At 34.8% G+C, this 18,951-nt stretch carries 15 protein-coding genes; 4 read left to right on the forward strand and 11 right to left on the reverse strand.

What is annotated here, in order from left to right:
* Positions 1–17: 17 nt before the first annotated feature.
* Together EMTOL_RS16440 and ade are read left to right on the forward strand one after the other, a co-directional pair.
* Positions 18–554 carry an NADH-quinone oxidoreductase subunit J family protein gene (locus tag EMTOL_RS16440; RefSeq protein ID WP_015030439.1) on the forward strand — a complete coding sequence of 179 codons (537 nt, stop codon included), beginning with the start codon at positions 18–20 and terminating at the stop codon, positions 552–554.
* Positions 555–1,401: 847 nt separating this feature from the next.
* Positions 1,402–3,045: an adenine deaminase gene (gene ade / locus EMTOL_RS16445; protein ID WP_015030440.1), complete on the forward strand. Its 1,644-nt coding sequence runs from the start codon at positions 1,402–1,404 to the stop codon at positions 3,043–3,045.
* Positions 3,046–3,079: 34 nt separating this feature from the next.
* On the opposite strand, the gene EMTOL_RS16450 is transcribed toward ade, so the two are convergent.
* The 8 genes from EMTOL_RS16450 to rlmF form a co-directional block, all read right to left on the reverse strand.
* Positions 3,080–6,517 (reverse strand): ThuA domain-containing protein, encoded by a 3,438-nt coding sequence (locus tag EMTOL_RS16450; RefSeq protein ID WP_015030441.1) that lies wholly within the window; start codon positions 6,515–6,517, stop codon positions 3,080–3,082.
* 103 nt (positions 6,518–6,620) lie between these two features.
* Positions 6,621–7,568, reverse strand: a complete 948-nt coding sequence (locus tag EMTOL_RS16455) for a threonine ammonia-lyase (RefSeq protein WP_015030442.1) — start codon at positions 7,566–7,568, stop codon at positions 6,621–6,623.
* Positions 7,569–7,587: 19 nt separating this feature from the next.
* On the reverse strand, positions 7,588–8,028 hold the full coding sequence (locus EMTOL_RS16460) for a DinB family protein (protein WP_015030443.1): 441 nt from the start codon (positions 8,026–8,028) through the stop codon (positions 7,588–7,590).
* A 16-nt stretch (positions 8,029–8,044) separates the two neighbouring features.
* Complete coding sequence (locus EMTOL_RS16465; protein WP_015030444.1) at positions 8,045–9,592, reverse strand: putative maltokinase; 1,548 nt, start codon at positions 9,590–9,592, stop codon at positions 8,045–8,047.
* Positions 9,593–9,739: 147 nt separating this feature from the next.
* Complete coding sequence (dapF, locus tag EMTOL_RS16470; protein WP_015030445.1) at positions 9,740–10,504, reverse strand: diaminopimelate epimerase; 765 nt, start codon at positions 10,502–10,504, stop codon at positions 9,740–9,742.
* A 171-nt stretch (positions 10,505–10,675) separates the two neighbouring features.
* Positions 10,676–11,032 (reverse strand): 50S ribosomal protein L19, encoded by a 357-nt coding sequence (gene rplS, locus EMTOL_RS16475; protein ID WP_015030446.1) that lies wholly within the window; start codon positions 11,030–11,032, stop codon positions 10,676–10,678.
* A 322-nt stretch (positions 11,033–11,354) separates the two neighbouring features.
* The gene (locus EMTOL_RS16480; RefSeq protein ID WP_015030447.1) at positions 11,355–11,807 is read right to left on the reverse strand and encodes a DinB family protein; all 453 of its coding nucleotides are present in this window, start codon (positions 11,805–11,807) and stop codon (positions 11,355–11,357) included.
* A 183-nt stretch (positions 11,808–11,990) separates the two neighbouring features.
* Complete coding sequence (rlmF, locus tag EMTOL_RS16485) at positions 11,991–12,935, reverse strand: 23S rRNA (adenine(1618)-N(6))-methyltransferase RlmF (RefSeq protein ID WP_015030448.1); 945 nt, start codon at positions 12,933–12,935, stop codon at positions 11,991–11,993.
* Between the two features lie 389 nt (positions 12,936–13,324).
* Here rlmF and EMTOL_RS16490 point away from each other — a divergent pair, with 389 nt between their 5' ends.
* Positions 13,325–15,040 carry a GMC oxidoreductase gene (locus EMTOL_RS16490; protein ID WP_015030449.1) on the forward strand — a complete coding sequence of 572 codons (1,716 nt, stop codon included), beginning with the start codon at positions 13,325–13,327 and terminating at the stop codon, positions 15,038–15,040.
* Between the two features lie 139 nt (positions 15,041–15,179).
* On the opposite strand, the gene EMTOL_RS16495 is transcribed toward EMTOL_RS16490, so the two are convergent.
* The 3 genes from EMTOL_RS16495 to EMTOL_RS16505 all read right to left on the reverse strand — a co-directional run bounded on the left by EMTOL_RS16495 (position 15,180) and on the right by EMTOL_RS16505 (position 17,340).
* Positions 15,180–15,476, reverse strand: a complete 297-nt coding sequence (locus EMTOL_RS16495; RefSeq protein WP_015030450.1) for a DUF952 domain-containing protein — start codon at positions 15,474–15,476, stop codon at positions 15,180–15,182.
* A 46-nt stretch (positions 15,477–15,522) separates the two neighbouring features.
* Complete coding sequence (locus tag EMTOL_RS16500; RefSeq protein ID WP_015030451.1) at positions 15,523–16,560, reverse strand: VOC family protein; 1,038 nt, start codon at positions 16,558–16,560, stop codon at positions 15,523–15,525.
* A gap of 81 nt (positions 16,561–16,641) precedes the next feature.
* The gene (locus EMTOL_RS16505) at positions 16,642–17,340 is read right to left on the reverse strand and encodes a TIGR04283 family arsenosugar biosynthesis glycosyltransferase (RefSeq protein ID WP_015030452.1); all 699 of its coding nucleotides are present in this window, start codon (positions 17,338–17,340) and stop codon (positions 16,642–16,644) included.
* Positions 17,341–17,419: 79 nt separating this feature from the next.
* Here EMTOL_RS16505 and EMTOL_RS16510 point away from each other — a divergent pair, with 79 nt between their 5' ends.
* Positions 17,420–18,937, forward strand: a complete 1,518-nt coding sequence (locus tag EMTOL_RS16510) for a bifunctional ADP-dependent NAD(P)H-hydrate dehydratase/NAD(P)H-hydrate epimerase (protein ID WP_015030453.1) — start codon at positions 17,420–17,422, stop codon at positions 18,935–18,937.
* Positions 18,938–18,951: the final 14 nt, after the last annotated feature.

Here is an 18,951-nt window from a genome sequence, read left to right on the forward strand (position 1 = left end):
CAGATTAGATACAAATTATGCAAAATATTCTTAGCTTACCGCCAATTTGGTATACTTTCGCAATTCTTTCAGTGCTTACACTTTTCGGGGCATTGGGTACAATTATGTCGAAAAACCCTGTTCATAGTGTAATTTATTTGATTGTTACCTTTTTTTCAATTTCTGCACACTATATTCTATTAAACGCACAGTTTTTAGCTGCGGTAAACATCATTGTCTATGCAGGTGCAATCATGGTTCTTTTCTTATTTGTAATCATGTTCTTGAATCTGAGACAGGAATCAGATGAGCTAAAAAACAACAAGATTATTACTGTAGCAATTGCAACTGCAGTTCTGTTGGGAGGTGTTTTGATTTTATTCTTAAGAAGAGCCGGGAAAGAAGGAGCTGAAAAGTTTGGTTTCAATTCGCAAACAGGCATGGTTGAAGTGCTAGGTAAATCTTTATATGGAGAGTATTTACTTCCTTTTGAGTTAGTATCAGTTTTATTTTTAGTAGCGATGGCGGGTGCGGTGATGCTTGCTAAGCGTGAGCCGGGAGAAAGACATTTTTAGATTAACAATTGTTGCAATTGAGATTGATGTCAACACTTGGTATATTTCTTCTAAGAAACCTGCCAGTGTACCAATTATTGTTCGATGTACATGATTATCTATAAAGAAATAATTGGAGCAATTTCAATATCTGCTACTTCATCAAAAGTTTGTATTATGTAAGTAGGTATACCAATAGCATAAGGATAAAACTAAATATTAAATCTTTACGCATCTATGCACTGAACTAGTCTTTCATTTTGATTTATCATTGGGTTCAATTTTAATTTCTAAAAAAATAAACTTTAGCTATATTTAGTGCTAAAACAATATTTTGTTTTTATATTTTTTAAAAGAACGCCTTTATCAAAATTTATGCCAAAAAAAGTAAGATAAAAAATGTAAGCTGTAACTGTTTGATTTGCTGTAAGTATTGTATTAAACTTTAAATTAGTTTAATCTGAGATGTTTGGCATGATTTTGGATAATTTGGTTTTGTTCGCAAAAGATATTTCCAAGAAAAAAAAAGCGTATTAAATTAACGTTTTTATCAATAAAGTATTCAAAAAGGTTCACTCAATAGACTTAAAGTCATCTGATATTATTGGATGACTTTTTACTTTTTATAATGTTTCTGCAAAGTTTTTTTTAACAAAAAATTTATTTAATGGTTTAAATATTTGTCAAAAAAATCCTACTTAGGATAACTAGATTACAAAAATTTAGACGATTATTTTAATAGATTTCTTACATTAAATTGATAATTCTTTATTATTCATTTTAATAAATATTTTCATTGTGATTATTTGATACGTTTTTGTAAAAAAACGTTTAATTTACATGGAAAAATGAAACCCCAAGTTATTCGATGATAAACTTAAGTGCCAATATTGTCAATGTATTCGATGGAACTATTTCTTACGGAACAATAACGATAGAAAATGCTAGAATCCATCAAATTAATCTTAATGGTGCGGAAAGGGTTGGAGAGAGGTATATATTGCCAGGTCTTGTAGATTCTCATGTACATATAGAAAGTTCAATGCTTACCCCTGCACAATTTGCCCGTTTGGCAGTTGTTCATGGAACTGTAGGGACTGTATCTGACCCGCACGAAATCGCCAATGTATTAGGTGTTAGAGGTGTTGAGTTTATGATTGAGGACGGTAAACGTGTACCGTTTAAATTTTGTTTTGGGGCACCTTCTTGTGTTCCAGCAACTACCTTCGAAACGGCAGGTGCAGAAATATCACTCAAAGATATCGCTTACCTTTTTTCATTCAAAAAGGTTGGGTATTTAGCTGAAATGATGAATTTTCCGGGTGTTTTGAATGATGCCCCCCTTGTATTGGAAAAAATTGCACTTGCACATGCTTATAATAAGCCAGTAGATGGTCATGCTCCGGGTTTAAGAGGTGCAGCTGCAAAAAAATACATCAGTGCTGGTATTGAGACAGACCATGAATGTTTTACGAAGGCTGAGGCATTAGAGAAGTTAAAGTTGGGTATGAAAATCTTAATTAGAGAGGGAAGTGCAGCCAAAAACTTCGAAGAATTAATCCCCTTAGCTGAAGATTATTATGCTGATATGATGTTTTGCTCAGATGATAAGCACCCAGATAATTTGGTTGAAGGGCATATTAATCAACTGATTAAAAGAGCAATAAAAAAAGGTATTGATAAATTCAAGGTTCTCAGAATGGCCACGATTAATCCAATTTTACATTATAGAATGGGAATTGGGTTACTGAGAGAAGGTGATTGGGCAGATTTTATTGTGGTTGATAGTCTTGAAGAATTTAATATTGAAGAAACTTATATCAATGGCGAAAAAGTAGCAGAAAAAGGGGTAACATTTATAGAAAACTTGCAGAGCAAAGAAATTAATAACTTTAATTGTGAACCAATTACAGCTAGTCAATTAAAGATAGAGTTACCAGAGAGAGTTAACCAAATGAGGGTCATTGAAGTCATTGATGGCCAGCTTATTACCAATGAATTATTGGTTAAACCCAAAGTTGAAAATGGATTCGTTGTTTCGGATTTAGATAATGATGTTTTAAAAATAGTTGTTTTGAATCGCTATAAAACTTCTGCTCCATCGATTGCTTTTATTAAAAATTATGGATTAAAAGAAGGGGCTATTGCCTCATCAGTTGGACATGACTCACACAACATTATTGCTGTGGGTGTAGATGATGTATCAATCGCTGAAGCTATAAATTTAATTATTCGTGAAAAGGGAGGTGTTTCGGCTGTTAGTAATACTAAAAAGGGGGTTTTAGGTTTACCTGTCGCTGGATTAATGAGCAGTGCAGATGGTTATATGGTTGCAGAAAGTTATACTACAATAGATAAATTTGTGAAAGAGCAGTTAAAAAGTTCGTTAAATTCACCCTTTATGAGTTTGTCGTTTATGGCACTTTTGGTAATTCCAAGCTTAAAGCTTAGTGATTTAGGATTGTTTGATGGTGAAAAATTTGAATTTGTAGATTTATTTTTAAATGAATAAAAAAGGGGTATGTTTAAATACCCCTTTTTTAAATTTAATTAAACTTGATGGATTTAAACTTTATGATTTTATCACTAGGTTTATCTCGTTTGATTGCAACAAAATATAAATCCATAAAACCTTCCTCTAAATTTTTTAAACTACATTCGACCCAAGCCATTTTATCCCAATTCCCTGTAGGAGTGTAGGTAACTTTACCAATCACAGGCCCCGCAACTGAATTTTTTCTAACTTCAATTTCGCCACTTTTATCTAATGAGGCATACTCAATACTAATTGAGCGAATATTTGTTAAATCTACATGTTTAAATTGAAGATAGGCTTTAGAATCACCTTGACGGAGCTGACCCCATTCGAAATTAAAACCAGGATGTGCATCGGCATCCATTGCTCTTAGAACATGATAATTTAATCTTAAAACTTCTTGACCAGTTTGGGCAGGTGCAACCGCAGTTTTGTTATCTGTATAGGTACTTTTTAGAGTATAAAAACCTTTTGGCGAATCTGCTTGATGGGCAGTTAAACTTAAATTTCCATTGACTGGGATATTCTTAAATTCTTTTTTAGGGTCGCTTAAAGACAAAATATATTTAACCATTTCGGTTACATCTTGTTTGGCTAATTGAGGATGTGCTGCCATTACATGGGTAGTTCCCCAATTACCACCACCACCTTCAATAATTTTGTTTGTGAGCAATTGTATAGAACCTTCTCTTCCAGAATATCTTTTTGAAACTTCAATAAAAGAAGGACCTACCGCTTTTTTATCAATCGTATGGCAGGCTTTGCAGTCGCTCGCTTCCATCAAAGTTTTTCCTAATGAACCAGACTCAACTGTTGAAATGGCTTTAGAATCTGTACTTTCATTGGCAGGACTGTAAGGATGTGGATTGTAATTGTACTGAACTTTAATTTTCTTTGGATTGATGACTTTATCCTCGTGATCTTTCACAACAACTGAATAATTAAAAGGTTTTTCATCCCAGTAAAATGACTTATTTTGAGCAGAAACAATGCTTACTTGAGGTTTTTCATTACCAATAATTGCAACTAAAGTATCAGTTTTTGAAAGTCCCTTTTGGTCTGTTACTTTAAATATTAATTTATATTTCCCACCCTTTGTGAAAGTATATTCGGTAGTAGGTTTTTCAGAAATTACAGTGTTATTGGCAATCCATTTGTAAGTAAGTTTGTCATCAAAATCAAGGTCTGTTCCTCTACCAACTACTTTAACTGTAAGTGGGGCTTTCCCAATAATTTCTTTTGGTTTTGGAAAATTCCTAGTCTCAGAAGTGATAAATGATTGAGCATTTATTTTGTCAATTAACTGACTGTCTGCAAAATAAGATTCCGCATTGGGTGCTCTATTACCTGAATTATACTCAACTTTTACAAGTCGAGCATCAACATTATCCGCACCATATACTGAACCATATTCCAGAATATACATGATACCTTCATTACTAAATGCTAAGTCGATTGGGCGACGAAAATCGCCGTTGATTGGCATGAATTTTTCGTTTCTAACATAGTTTTCGTTTTCATCGAATCTTAATGCTAACATCCAATTTCTCATCCAATCAAATACAAAAAGGGCACCATCGTAGTATTCAGGAATTTTTTTATTTGAACCCGAGTTTTTATTGTAAGTATAGAATTGACCAGCCATAGCACTTCTACCGCCTAAATCAAGTTCAGGAAATTCAGGCGAAAGAGAATAAGGATACCAAATAATTGGAGGTGTTGCTGGTGGTAGTTCTCTTAAGCCAGTATTATTTGGTGAGTTGTTAATTGGTTTTAAAGGGTCGAACTTCGGACCCGCTTTACCACTTTCAAAGTCCCATTTAGCATAGGCATAATTATTACCTACAAAGTAAGGCCATCCATAATTTCCTGGCTTTTTTGCTTGGTTAAACTCATCATAACCTCTTGGGCCTCTTTCTTTGTCTTCCCCAGCATCTGGCCCAATTTCTCCCCAATAAATGGTAGAAGTTTTTGGATTAACGGCAATTCTATAAGGGTTTCTACAACCCATTGCAAAGATTTCGGGGCGAGTATTCGGTGTTCCTTTGGGGAACATATTTCCCTCAGGAATAGTATAGGTTCCATCGGCTTCAGGGTGAATTTTTAATATTTTTCCTTTTAAATCATTCGTATTTGCAGAAGATCTTTGAGCATCCATTGAATAATATTTTTCCTCTCTTCTTTCATCAATAGGAGCATAGCCATCAGATGGGAATGGCGTAGTTCCATCTCCAGTTGAAAGGATTAAATTCCCGTCTTTATCGAAGGCCAGAGAACCTCCATGGTGTGCTCCACTGTTTATTTGAACGGGAACTTGTAACAATATTTTTTCAGACGCTAAATCTAGTATATTATTTGGTGAAAGCTTAAATCGAGAAAGATTAAATAAAATGGGTTCGCCTTCAATTGGTGGTGAATAATAGAGATAAATCCATTGATTTTTTTCGAAGTTAGGGTCGAGTGTAATACCTATTAGCCCAGTTCCACCTTTCATCACAACTGGGAAGCGATGTATGAGTTTGTGTTTATTCGTTTTTGTATCGAAAACCGATAAATTTCCAGCTAATTCAGTAAAAAATACTCTTCCATCTTTAGCAACAGCCAATTCCATTGGATTATTGAGGTCATTTACTAATACTGTTTTTTCAAAACGATTTTCCTCTGGAACTGCTTTTGCGTATGATTTGGAATAATTTAATGGTTTACTTTCACCCATAGCATATTTAATTCCACCTAGTAAATGCTCTAAAAACATTGGGTCTGAATAACTTTCATCCGTATGTCCATTGGCAGTGTAGAAGGCACGGCCGCCATCGTACTCATGATACCAAGCAATTGGGTGATTTCCCCCATTGGTTCCTCCTTCATAGGTATTTTCATCCAAATACATTAATGGTTTGATGCCGTGGTAAATATATTTAAAACTATACCACTCATCTGTGCGTTCCCATCTAGTTGGTAAATGACTAGTTGAAATATGTTTTTTTTCTGTTACATCTATACTCGCTTTTCTAATATTTGAGTTGTTTGGATGACTACCGAAATACGCTCCAACTAATTCGCCATACCAAGGCCAATTATATTCGGTATCAGTAGCAGAGTGAATACCAACATAGCCACCACCTGCTTGAATGTAGCGTTCGAAAGCTGCTTGTTGTTCATTATTCAACACATCGCCCGTGGTACAGTTAAAAATGACAGTTGAATACTTTTGTAAATTTTGGTCGGTGAAGAGTGAAGAATTAGTTGTTGTATCAACTAAAAAATTATTTTCTTGCCCTAATTTTTGAATAGCTCTTATGCCAAACGGAATACAACTATGCTTCCAACCTTTGGTTTTGGAGAAAACCAAAACTTTTTGATTTTGGGAATAGCTTAAATTAATGGTGAATAAAAGTAAAACCCAAACAAAGAAATGCCTCTTTGCCGGTTGTAATGGTAGATTCATTGGTAATTTTGTTTTAATTGAATAGATAGAATGTAAATATACAAAATAAAAAAGCTTGTTAGTAATTGACTAACAAGCCTTTTGGTAAAAAAAAAGGAAATTTTTAGAATGGTAATTTACCCAAATCTACATTTCCACCCGTAAGTATAATTCCAACTCTTTTACCTTTGAATCTTTCTTTTTCTTTTAAAAGTGCGGCAAATGGAACTGCACATGAGGGTTCGATGACAATTTTTAATCTTTCCCAAATTAGCTTCATTGCGGCAATAATTTCTTCATCACTCACGATGATTATATCTTTTACATACTTTCTAATTATCTCCAATGTTTTATCTCCAAGAGTTGTCATAAGGCCATCAGCAATGGTTTTGATATAAGGTGCTTTTTCTACTTTACCTGTTTGGAATGATAAAACTGCATCAGCGGCACCTTCTGGTTCACCTGCAATTACTTCGGCATTAGGTAACAGATAATGGGTTGCCAGTGCCGTACCACTTAATAGACCACCACCACCGACGGGAGCCATAATGACGTCTAAATGGGTCACTTCTCCGATAAGCTCAACAGTTGCTGTTGCTTGTCCTGCAATTACATCGTAGTTATTAAATGGATGAACAAAAGTTGCACCGGTACGTTCAATTACTTGTTGAACAGTCGATTCACGTGCTTCTAGTGTAGGTTCACATTCAATTATTTCACCATTCAGTGCTTTTACGCCATTTTTCTTTATGTTAGGGGCATTGCTAGGCATCACAATATATGCCTTTGTGCCTACTGCTATGGCTGCTAAAGCGATGGCTTGGGCATGATTGCCAGATGAATGGGTGGTAATGCCTTTTTCTTGTTCTTCAGGTGATAGCGAAAGCACAGCATTCATACCTCCACGGGCTTTAAATGCTCCAATTTTTTGAAAATTTTCACATTTAAAATAAATTTCACACCCTGCAAGTTGGTTGATACTGGCTGAAGTTAGTACTGGGGTGTGATGAATGAAAGGTTTGATTCTTTCGTGTGCTTCTTGAATTTCTGATAATGTTGGTATATGATTCATTGATTAGATTAATTTTAAATTATCTCTTGAATAAGATATAATCGGTCATGGGTAATTGTTCAATATTTCCTTTTAACAATATAACCACTTGCCCTCTATGATACGCTGAATGGAGTAGCAAATGTGAAAATATTTCGCTAATTGTATTTGTAAAACTATCTCCTTTGGTATTATGATAGGCAATTAACTGCCCCATTTCTTCTTTTTTAATTACTTTATTTATATCAGCAAAATTTATTTCGAGCAGTTCAAGCATTATGTTTACATCAAAAACTTCCCAAACACGTACTTCGTTTTTTTTTGCCATTATTCTATCTAGCCAAATTCTTTGGGCTGCAATTATATGTGAAAAAATTTCAATAGCCCTTTGAGGTGGAGTAGATGAATGAATGATGCTTTCTAAAACTTTTAAATTTGCCCAATATTCGTGCTCAAATAAATTTTTGTAATATTGATTCATTTAGTTGTTACTTTGTTTATCTCCTCAATTTTTCAACCTCCATTAGCACTTCCGCAATACCAATAAGAGGTATTTTTACCCAACTTGGTCGATAATTTACTTCGTAGCCAATTTCATAAACTGCTTTTTCTAATAGGTGGAAAAGCAAGAGATAATTAATTTCATTATTATCCTTAAATAATGGATGTGGACTCCCGAAGACGCCTAGATACTCATCTAAATAAGTATCTTTAATCAGTTTATACCATCTATCGGCTGCTCTTTGGAGAACCTTAGGTTCAATAGTGCTTGTTTCGGTGGCATTGAATAATTTAGCTGCAACAGCATAGTGATATGAGCGAATCATACCCGCTACATCTTTAAGAGGAGAATGTTTAATTTTCCGCTCAGTAATTGTACTTTCTGGTTCCCCTTCAAAATCTATTATTACTAAATCATGTTCTGTGGCTAAAACTTGTCCTAAATGGTAGTCTCCATGAATTCTTGTTCGATAGGAAAATAGCGGACGAGTTAAAACTTGGTCTATAAATTCAAGAATCATATCCTTAGATTCCATGAATTTCCAAGCGAGTGCCTGTGCTTGACCATCTAGTTTTAAATAATTTTCGGTCAATAAATTATATCTCCGTTCAAGAAGATTTTCGAACTTTTCGTGTAAAAAGCGGCGATATTGTCGGTCAAATGGTTCGGCATTGAAAGAATCGGCTCCTCTGAGAGCAAAAAGAGCCTTGTGCATTTCTGCGGTTCGATGTGCTAATAAAGAAACCTTATCAAAAACCGACTCTTTAATTTGGAAATTGCCTTCCACAAAAGCTTCTAAGAAATCATTTAGATAGTCGCCTGTCATACTCCAGTCATCTTTTAAGCTTTGTATCACTTCGACCATTACACCAAAAGTAATTTCTGGAGCAGTTTCTCGTTTCCAAGAAATACTTCCCGCAAATCTTGGAATATTTCTGAAATCAGAATTTTGAGTGATAAACTCAACCATTTCTGCTTCAGGATTTGTCTCAGCAAAGATTTTACGGTAAAGCTTTAGAAAATATTTTCCTCCAAAAATCATTGCCGAGTTAGAGGAGTCGATATTGGGTAAAATTGAGTCTATTTCCTCCGTTTCTTCAACGAATGCTTTCCCTTTCGCAAACACTAAAGAATCATCATTGTGTTGTGGGAAAGTTGATTGATGAAATACGCTGGTAAATAGTTTAGCACGAAATTTTTCATCATAAATGGCATCAACCAGTAAACCAATTTTTTCGTCCATACTGGCTTTACATAGTACGCCTTTTTGGGCTATTTCTTGCGTATTTTCTTCAACAAAAGAAAGGGGTAGTAAATAAAGCTCAGAGTCGCCCTCATCGTATTTTACTTCGAAAGTCATAAAAATAAACGACCCAAAGTGTACTGTATCTTTCACTTTTAAAAGTTTTATCTGCCGTGCTTTACCCGCAAACCATCTACATTGAGCTATATAAGGTGGGAGAATATTATCTTCTAATACTGTGTGAACATATTTATCTTTTTCAAATCCTTGCCATTCGATGGCCAATACAAATTCGGACATAGTATTTTCGTATTTAATATTAGGTTTACCAAATTAGGAAGTACGATTTGATTATGCAATGTTTTTGAATTAAATGTTTGAGTATCAAAGCAAAAGCCCTAATTGCAGATGCAATTAGGGCTTTAAACCTATTAAATCGTGGTTATTTTATAAAATACCATCAAAAACCTTCATTGCTGGGCCAACTAAACGAATATCTGTAAAGTTTTCATTGAATGAAACTTTTAAATTTCCTCCTTTGGTAATTACATTAATTGGGCTTTTCATTCCAAAACGTAAGAATGTTGAAAGAGCAGATGCAGTTACTCCCGTCCCGCAGGAATAGGTTTCATCCTCAACGCCACGTTCGTATGTACGTACGTAGATAGTTTCATTATCAATTACTTCAACAAAGTTTACATTCGTGCCACCACGGGCAACCCACTCGTCAGAATATCTTATTTTCTTACCTTCATTATATACATCAAAGCTTTCGATTCCTTTCACAAATGCAACATAATGTGGTGAACCTGTATTCATGAAATCGTAAAAATCGTGGCGTTCGATGCTATGTACTTCACCCATTTTCAAGGCTATTACCGCTTCATTGGCATCGGCTAAATGTTCACCATCGACTGCAATAAACTTTGTTTTATCTTTAAAAATACCTAAATCTTCAGCAAATCTTACTGTGCATCGTCCTCCGTTTCCACACATGCTTCCTTCTTTGCCATCGGCATTATAATATACCATTCGGAAATCATAATTGGGGTCGTTTTGAAGTAAAATTAGGCCATCTGCACCAATGCCAAAACGGCGGTGGCAAAGGTGTTCAATGTATGCTTGACTAGCTGGAAATTTTTCATCACGATTATCAATCATAACAAAATCGTTTCCAGTGCCTTGGTATTTATAAAATTTGATATTATTCATAATATTTACTGAATTTTCAAGGAAGACTTCGCTTCTTTCATATAAAAAAAGCCGCTCCAATGGGGCGGCCTTTTCCTACACAAAATTATGAAAAAGCTATTACTTTTATCTTTAGACAATTTTGAAATAAAAAAGTTAGATTTTTATATAACTTTTTTTCAAAATGTTTTTTTAGTTCTTCTTCAATTCTTTGATACGTGCAGCTTTACCTTGTTTTCCACGTAAGTAGAACAATCTTGCACGACGCACTTTACCGTAACGTACTACTTCGATTTTATCAACACTTGGTGAAAGTACTGGGAAGATACGCTCTACACCAACACCATTAGAAATTTTACGTACAGTAAAAGATTCACCATTTGTACCAACGTTACGACGTTGAATTACAGTACCAGTATAAACCTGAATACGCTCTTTGTTTCCTTCTACAATTTTAACGTGAACGTTAACTGTGTCACCAGCCTTAAAATCAGGTTGTGTTTGTCTCTTGCTAGCAAATTCTGCCTCGACTAACTTAATCAAATCCATTGTTTTGTTATTTACTTGATTATCAAATATTTACACGCTTAGTGAAGCGGCTGAACCGTACAAAGCCCAGCATTCGCCTAATCGGACTGCAAAGTTAATTAATCTTTGCTGTAAATCCCACAAACAACGAATGAAATTTTCGTTTGTTGTATTTGCTTGGACTAAAGTATAAAAAAAAATATTATTTGTAAAGTTTTATTTAAAAAATTATTTTTTTTTCGGGATGAATTACTTACAAATAAACCCTCTTCTTTTACCGCAAAGTCAAATAATCAAATAAAATGAGCTTCGTAGAAGTATTTCGATGAAAGGACCGAATATTTTATGCGTATTTTTTTATGATTGCGATTTGTCCAGCATGATAGGTTGTATGTGAAATGATTCTACCAAATGCCTCTGCTTTGGTTTTTGTACCAAATTCTTGGGTTGAAATGGTTTTCTCCCAGTCTTCGTCGCTTTGTTTCTCAACGATAGTTTTTAGAATAGTAAATGATTGATTGACATAAGCTACTAACTCCGTTACATTAGTCCATTCGCCAGTATCTTTTTTGTCAATTACAGTCTTTGCTGAAACTTTTACGGTGCTGTCTCCAAAGACATTTTTTGCAAATAGTAACTCAACATCACCAATGTGCCTAATCAGAAAACCAATGCTATTAGGCGAAGGACTTAGCTTTTTTTTTAAATCGTCCTCATGTAGATTATGCAGTTGATTAGAGAATCGAGTACGGGCTTCAACCCATAATTCGAGTAGAATCGTAGTTTTACTTTTCATTGCTGGTAAGGTTATTTGACTAACGAAAAGGCATAGAGCATTTCGGTTAAGAAATCTCTAACCGTTTGATACATTTACTCAATCCCATATATTTTTATATTGCAATATTGCGATAATATTTTCTTTAAAAAAAGAGAAATCGATAATTTCTCTTGGTAGAGCAAGCATAGATTTCCATCAGTTTTAACTAATTATTTTGAAAGTCCACGCTACAATTCGACTGATTTTTTGACCCTGTGCCATATTGATGGTTTTAACTTGAAGGGCATTTACTTGCTTTAGGTAATAGTAAATGCTTAGTAAATGTTCTTTTTTTGAAATTAAACTAGTAAACCATGTAATTTGTTGACTAATTTCTTTGCTTTCAAAAATCATATTTCTAACGAATGCTTCTTCACCACCTTCGCACCAAAGTTCGGCATTTTGTCCGCCGAAATTAAGTTTATTTGTATTTTTCAACCCTAAGTTTCTATTTTTTCTTTCGTTTCCCTCAGCAGCAGCTGTTGATGAAGCATGGAATGGCGGATTACAGATAGAAGCATCAAAAGATTCGTTTGGATTTATAATACCCTTAAATATATGATTGCTTGAAGGTTGTAATCTAAATTCAATTTTATTGGCCAAGACATTATTACTTTTTACGATATTTTGAGCCGATTTGATGGCAACTGGGTCAATATCTGCACCAACAAAATCCCAACCGTAGGCTTGCGAACCGATAATTGGATAAATACAATTAGCCCCTACACCAATGTCTAAGACTTTAATTCTTTTACCAGTTGGAATTGTGTTTTTATTGTTATCAGCCAATAAATCGGCCAAATAATGAATATAATCTGCCCGTCCTGGAATGGGTGGACAAAGGTAGTTTTGTGGAATATCCCAGTTGGGAATATTATAAAATTGTTTTAAAATAGCCTGATTAAGTGCTTTTACTGCATCTTGATCAGAAAAGTCAATACTTTCTGTACCAAATTTGTTCACAAAAACAAAAGGTTTTAATGCTTCATTGAGATTGGTTAGTTCTCTGAAATCATATCTAAATCGGTGGGGATTACGTGGATGTAATTCCAATTTTTCATTGGAAATTTCTTTTTTTTCTGACTTTGTACTCCCTTTTTTGTGCATGTTTTCTTTTTTTGCAAAAATACATCTGAATATTCATAAACAAAAAAAAGCACACGCTCTAAACGAAGAGGTGTGCTATACGTTATTTATTTAACCCTAAGTCTTTGCGTTTAAAATAGGTGTAGAATCAGCCTAATTCCCAAGATTTAATCCAAAATAATGCTTCTATAGCTTTTTATAATTTTGTAATAGTTTTGATAAGAGTATAGTAAGTTGTGTGGATTCAATAAACTTTCATGGCTCATTATTGATAATGCAAAGTTAGTCTATAAAATAAGAAAAGAAGTAGAGTTAAATTACGATAATCATTAGGGGTTTTTACTTGAATTTATTTATATTCACCAAAATATCTGACTCAAATTAGAGATACAACAAACAAAAACGACAAAATGAATATTCAAGGAAAAGCCAAAGAACAACTTACCTATGATGCCATTGTGGTGGGCTCTGGAATTTCAGGAGGATGGTCTGCCAAAGAACTTACAGAAAAAGGTCTTAAAGTATTGATGCTTGAACGTGGTAGAATGATTGAACACGTGAAAGATTACCATACGGCGATGAAAGCTCCATGGGAATTTCCACACCATAATCTTAAAATGTCTGATGAAGATTTAAAAAAATATCCAATTCAAAATCGAACAGGTTTTGCTATTACTGAAGCAACCGCTCATCATTTTGTTAATGATTTAGAGAATCCTTATATCGAAGAGAAACCGTTTGATTGGATTCGTGGGTATCATGTTGGGGGGCGTTCGTTGATGTGGGGTAGATATTCGTTTAGGTTTTCGGACATTGATTTTGAGGCTAATGCAAAGGAAGGAATTGCTGTTGATTGGCCCATAAGATACAAAGATATCGCTCCTTGGTATGACCACGTTGAGCGTTTTGCTGGTATAGCTGGCAATAGAGATGGTCTTCCACAATTACCAGATGGTGTTTTTCAACCAGCTATGCCTGATAATTGTATAGAAAGCCATTTTAGAAGTACAATCAATGGTAAGTTTTCTGATAGAAAAGTAATTTCGGCAAGAGCAGCTCATTTAACAGAGCCAACTGAAGAACAATTAAGTTTGGGGCGTGCAAAGTGTCAGTATCGCAATATGTGTATGCGTGGTTGTCCGTTTGGTGCGTACTTTAGTAGTCAATCGGCAACAATTCCAGCCGCACGTAAAACAGGTAATTTGACTATTAGACCGCATTCGATTGTAAATTCAATTATCTATGATGAGAAAACGGGTAAAGCATCAGGAGTAAGAGTCATTGATGAACAAACTAATGAATGGTTGGAGTTTAACGCAAAAGTGATTTTCTTGAATGCTTCAGCCTTGGGCTCTACTTATATTTTAATGAATTCAAAGTCCAACCGTTTTCCAAATGGTATGGATGATAGTGGTCAGTTAGGGCACAATTTAATGGACCATCATTTTCATGTTGGTGCGAACGGAGAATATGATGGAGATTTAGATAAAGTTTATTTCGGAAGGCATCCAGCAGGACTTTATGTGCCTAGATTTAGGAATATTAATGGCGATAAACAAAGTTTTAAGCGTGGATATGGTTTTGAAGTTTATACATGGAGAGATGGTTGGGGAAGTAATGCGGAGATGGAAGGTTTTGGACAAAATTTTAAAGAAAAAAATACTGAGTTTGGTAACTGGAAAATGATTTTAGATGCTTTTGGGGAATGTTTGCCTTATTTTGAAAATAAAGTTTCGTTGACCGATGAGCAAAAAGATAAATGGGGGCAACCTGTTTTGAAATTTGACGCACAACATCGAGAAAATGAAATTGCCATGAGAAGTGATGCCCAGCAACAGGCCATTGCAATGATGGAAGCTGCCGGATTTAAAAATATTGAGGGTTTTGATTCAAAAGCAACGATTGGCTTAAGTATTCATGAAATGGGTACAGCTCGTATGGGCAATGACCCCAAAACGTCTGTCTTCAACAAATTTAATCAACATCATGCAGTAAAGAATGTTTTTTGTACTGATGGAGCAGTTATGACCTCTTCGCCTTGTCAAAATCCATCATTGACCTACATGGCACTTTCTGCAAGAGCAGCGAATTATGCCGTTGAAGAATTGAAGAAAATGAATCTATAGTTTTATGATGAAATACAGCAAATTTACAGAGGAGTAAGATTTAGTTTTGAAAAGATAATTTGGATACTTTTATATTAAGTATCCAAATTATTTATACTTGTCGAGTGGGTAATTAGAGCCTACACTTTTACCTTAGCTTTCAAATCTTCTCCACCTCCAAAACAGCATTTTTATTTAACCTACCGTATAAATGCGGGAAATATTCATTATTTGTGGCTAATTCATATTTTAACTCAGCAGTGAGCTTTTCTGTATCAACATGTAGTTTTATTAAATTGGTTTGACCAACATAATACCTTTCTAAAACACCCGCTACTTGGGTGCTAGTACTTAAGTGGATAAATGTTTCTTCATTGAAAGTTGGACTTTCGTAATAGTCTAAACCTTCAAATTTATCGAACCATGATTGTGGGGTAATGTGATATATTATTGCCATTTCTTAAAAATTTGACTATAAAAAAACGCCCATTTGGGCGTTTTCATTATGCTTTTACCTTTCCCCAGCCCATTGTTGAAACCATCCAATTGGGTAGAGGTTTTTGTGTTTTTCTTTTCTTCAAATCAAGATACCAACCGATTTTCTTTAAAATTGGTACTTTGTGTGTTTCTACAAACTCAATTAATGTCCCATCGGGGTCTTCTAAGTAAGTAAATCTACCACCTGCTTTGCCCATAGCAAAGGTGTCGGCACTATCAACTGTAAATGGAAAACCATTTTCAGCACAACGTTTTTTCAGGGCATCCATATCAAGTGTATCAAAACACACGTGAATAAAGCCGAGGTCTCCCCAACTTCTACCTTCAAATATTGTTTTAGGAGTTCTGTCCAATGATTGTACTAATTCAACTTCCACATTCCCCAATAATCTACTAAACGCTCCATTATTGCTCATTGATTTTCGAAGTAAAACTCTACGAAATTGCTTGTTCTGAGCATCCAAAGAACTAAAGTCTTCAAAAGTGCCAGTTTTATCATAAACTAACTCGTTTATTTGAAGTACATCTTTGTATAATTTTAGGGCTTTATCAATATCACTGACACCAATTACAACGCCTACAACGCCACCAGTAAGACTGATATTAGCTTTGAACCAAGAATCATCATTTACAATCTGTAATTGGTTGCCATAGCTATCTTTGAGCCATGAAACAGCTTTGTTTTCGGGAGACTGGTTTGTAGAAAGGCCTTGCTTTTGGGCGAATTGGTTAACATCAGTTGACTTTATTTTTACGGCAAAAATGCCTAAATCGCCAATTTGAGGTTCGAAATTAGGAGCAAGAGGTTCTGGCCGATTCGATTGCCAAATTTCGGCACCACCACCACCAGCCATATTAAGGGCCAAAATGGCTCTTCTTTGACGAACGACACCATTGGTATGACGGGTCATGAGTGTAGCTTCTGCTACATCATCAAAAAGCGGGACATTCAATCCTAAAGTTCTATTGTACCATGCAAACGCTTCTTGGGCATTTCTTACTCCGATTCCAACTTGCTGAATTCCACTAATTAATTCTGACATATAAAAAAACTAATAGGTTTAGGTATTACTCTTTCAATGATGACAGTCAAAGAGTAAATTACCCTCATGTGTCAAAAAAATTTAACGGTAATCTAACATTTGGCGGTAAGTTTCCACCATTTCTTGTTGCGAGGCACGTCCACTTAAAAACATCCTCATTACCTTAAAATTTGCTTTCTGAACTCGAAGATAGGAATTTGTTTCGTATTTTCGGGCAGAAACAATGACATTTTTTGGAATAATACCGAATTTTAGCTCTTTTTTAGCTCTCAAGATAAACTCATAATCTTCCATAATTTGATGATTTTCACAAAAACCACTCATTTTATCAAAGTCAGATTTTCTAATAAAAAGGGTTTGGTCGCCACCTCTACACCAAATAAATGGAAATCTCGTGCAAAATGCATTAATTTTTAATAACCAATTTGAAGAATTGAATTGGTATCTATAACAACCAAAGTCAATTCCGTTTTCCAATGCTTTAATAATATCATTGGCAAAATCTTGATGAATTATCGTGTCAGCGTGTACAAAATAGAGTATTTCGCCTTGAGCAATTTTAGCTGCGGCATTCATTTGTATCCCTCTACCTTTTCTTGAAGACTTAATTGTTTTTGCTCCCAATTTCTGAGCAATCTGTATAGTTTGGTCAACCGAGTTTGGAGAATCAGAAACGATTATTTCTTGTAGATGAACACCACCATATTGATGAATTCTTTCTATCAATGCATCAATATTTTCGGCTTCATTATAAGTTGGTATGATTACACTTATTTTCAATGGATTAACAGATATATTTTTACAGTTTTTTGTTAATTTACGATAAAAAGTTTAGAATAGTTTTTTTGTGGAATCATAAATGAAAATATTGTCGTTACATCAGATTAGAGAAGCCGATTGTTTTACTATTGAGCACGAGCCTATTGCCTCTATAGATTTAATGGAACGAGCTTCCAGAGCATTTGTCAATTGGTTTTGTAAGAGCTTTGAAACAGGAGATTACAAAGTAAAAGTATTTTGTGGTCTTGGTGATAATGGTGGTGATGGCCTTGCCATTTCTAGAATGTTACACCCTTTAGGTTATGATGTTGAAGTATATGTGGTAAAGTATTCGTCTAAAGAATCGGACAATTTTAATATAAATATCAATAGATTAAAAACTCAAATTGAAGTGAATGTTATTGATGATGAGCAGTTTACGTTAAGTTTAAATAGCGGTGATATTATCATTGATGCCCTTTTAGGATCGGGAATTTCAAGGTCAATCGAAGGTTTACTTAAAACGGTAGTTGAACAAATAAATAAGAGCGAGGCAATGATTATTTCGGTAGATATTCCTTCAGGTCTTTTAGCGGATAAGCCTAATAATCAATCAGATACCATTATCAAAGCGTTCCATACTGTATCGTTTCAAGTACCCAAATTAGCTTTTATGTTACCACAAAATGCTGAATTTGTGGGTAATTGGCACATCGTTGATATTGGCTTGCACCAAACATTTATCAATAAGGCTGAGGTTGTTTTTTTCTATTCAACACCACAAGAAGTTGAAAAACTAATTAAGCCAAGAGCAAAATTTTCTCATAAAGGTACTTATGGACACGCTTTGTTGATTGCTGGAAGCTATGGTATGATGGGAGCGGCCATTCTTAGTGCACGTGCTTGTATGCGTTCAGGCGTTGGAAAGTTGACGGTACATTCGATAAGTTCTGGTTTGCCCATTTTGCAAACAGTTTTACCCGAGGCGATGTATTGGGAAGTTTTAAACGATGATAAATTTCTGACGACTGACTTTAAAATTGAAGATTTGAACAGCCGTTTTCAAGCAGTGGGTGTAGGGCCAGGAATTGGTGTTTACGAAGAAACAGGGATTTCCTTGATAAAACTATGTAGGCTATGTAAAGAGTTGGTAATCCCCATGGTCTTAGACGCCGATGCACTTAATATTTTCGCTTCTCAGTTTGGTGATGATTTTACAAACGAAATTCCAGAAAATAGTATTCTTACTCCACACCCCAAAGAATTTAGAAATTTAGTTAATCAATCATGGAATAATGACTATGAAAAGTTAGAGCTATTGCGAAAGTTAGCTATTCAAAATAAACTCATTGTTTGCTTGAAAGGGGCAAATACGGCCATAGCTTTACCTAACGGAACGATTCATTTTAATTCATCGGGGAATGCTGGTATGGCTACTGCTGGCAGTGGTGATGTACTAACAGGTATTATTACAGCTCTTTTGGCACAAGGTTATTCTCCTGATGAAGCAGCAATTTTGGGTGTTTATATGCACGGCAAAGCCGGAGATATAGCAGCTGAAAAATTTGGAATGACCAGTATGATTGCAAGCGATATTATTGAGAATATACGCTTTTAAAAGAATATTTAGTT

The organism is Emticicia oligotrophica DSM 17448 (assembly GCF_000263195.1).
Lineage (GTDB): Bacteria > Bacteroidota > Bacteroidia > Cytophagales > Spirosomataceae > Emticicia > Emticicia oligotrophica.